This window comes from Streptomyces sp. 8L, assembly GCF_020176795.1.
Lineage (GTDB): Bacteria > Actinomycetota > Actinomycetes > Streptomycetales > Streptomycetaceae > Streptomyces.
The window spans coordinates 1-1,912 of record NZ_JAIUKE010000704.1; the positions used below are offsets into that span (position 1 = coordinate 1).

The following is a 1,912-nucleotide window of genomic DNA, read 5'->3' on the forward strand; positions in this document are numbered from 1 at the left end:
GTGCACGCCGAGCGGCGGCCCCCCGGGCGCGGGGGGGGGGCCCCGGGGCCCCCCCCCCCGCGCGGGGGGGGCCCCCGCCCGCGCCCCCGCCCCCCCCCCCCCCCGGCCCCCCCCCCCCCCCCCCGCCCCCCGGGGCGGGGGGGGGCGCCTGTCCTGGCCCTGCGGTTCTCCGCGTCAGTCATGACCTCTCTGCTGCCCCGCTCCCCCGGCACCCACTCCCCGGCCTCACGGGCCGTCACCCGCCCACGGGCCCCAACTCGACGGTCCGGGCGCCCGGTACGAAGTCCCCGAAGGACTGCTCCCAACTGGCGCCCGGGCCGGCACCGGGGCCGAAACCGCGATCGGCATCGCGGGCCGTGCTCGCTTCGTACCGGCGCGGCGGCCATGCGTCCCCCTGTCCCATGCATCCCGCCTCGGGCGCCCTGCCTCGGGGCGAGCCCCGACCCCTCAGCGCTGTCCATTCCCTTCAACACAACATAGCGGGATTTCAGGCGAGTTGACGGGTCGCCCGGGCCTTTGCCCAGGGGTGCGGTGCGGACGGATTTGGATCAGCGCCTTGACTGCGTTCCGGGGCAGGGGTAGACAACTCCCTGACTGAGAGAGCGCTCTCAGTGGAGTCCCCGCCCTGCACGGTCCCCCACCCTGTCAGGAGAGGCCATGGTCCCCTTCTCCGGCGGACGCACCGTGTTCGGGCAGACCCCCACATCGGGCTCACACGGAACAGGAGAACCCCTATGGCCCCTGGAGACACTCCCAGGCCATCAGCGTGGAGCAGAACCCGCGGTTCCAGGATTCGCCGCGGCCTCGTCGGGCTGTCCGTCGGCGTTCTGACCCTCGCCGGGCTGACCGCCACGGCACAGCACGGCGCGGTGGCGGCCCCCGCGGACACGCGTGCCGCCGCGGCGGCTCCGTCCGACGTGCCGGGAGCGCCGGCCGGCTTCACCACGACCTGGAGCGACGACTTCAACGGCGCGTCCGGCAGCGGCCTCGACGGCGGCACCTGGAAGTACGACACCGGTCCCGGCAGCAGCTTCGGCACCGGCGAGATCGAGACCATGACCAACTCCACCGACAACGTCTACCAGGACGGCAGCGGTCACCTCGTCCTCAAGGCGCTGCACAACGGCAGCGACCCGGGGTCCGGCTGGACGTCGGGACGGGTGGAGACGCAGAACGACTCGTTCGGCGCGCCGGCCGGCGGCGTGGTGATGATGCAGTCGTCCATCAAGCAGCCGGACGTGACGACCTCGAACGGGGCCGGCTACTGGCCCGCGTTCTGGATGCTGGGACAGCCGCTGCGCACGGGCACGACCTGGCCCACCTCGGGCGAGGTCGACATCCTGGAGGACATCAACGGCCGCAGCTCCGTCTTCGGCACCCTGCACTGCGGGGTGAACCCGGGCGGACCGTGCAACGAGTCCACCGGTATCGGCAGCGGTGAACACGCGTGCCCCGGCTGCCAGTCCGGGTACCACACGTACGCGGTGCAGATCGACCGGTCGACCTCGCCCGAGCAGATCCGCTGGTACCTCGACGGGCAGAACTACTTCACCATCAACTCGACGCAGGTCGACGCGGACACCTGGTCGAAGGCCGTCGACCACCCGTTCTTCATCATCTACGACCTGGCGATGGGAGGAGGCTTCCCCGGGGCGTTCGGCGGTGGGCCCAACGGGTCCACGGTGTCCGGCGGACAGATGGACATCGACTACGTCGCGGTCTACAACAAGGCCCCGTAAGGCGAACAAAGCCCCGTAACAGGCGCCTTGAGGCATCGGCCGGGGGCGCGCCCCCGGCCCCCGGGGGGGGGGGGGGGGGGGGCGGGGGGGGGGGGGGGGGCGGGGGCGGCGGGGAACGCCCCACGCGTAGAGGGCAGGCCGCGGCGGGGCCCCCCCCCGCGGCCGCCCCCGCC

1 protein-coding gene is annotated in these 1,912 nt (G+C 73.7%); it reads left to right on the plus strand.

Features of this window, described 5'->3' with window-relative positions:
- Positions 1 to 734: 734 nt before the first annotated feature.
- Positions 735 to 1,739 (plus strand): glycoside hydrolase family 16 protein, encoded by a 1,005-nt coding sequence (locus LCE31_RS37445; RefSeq protein WP_225022553.1) that lies wholly within the window; start codon positions 735 to 737, stop codon positions 1,737 to 1,739.
- Positions 1,740 to 1,912: the final 173 nt, after the last annotated feature.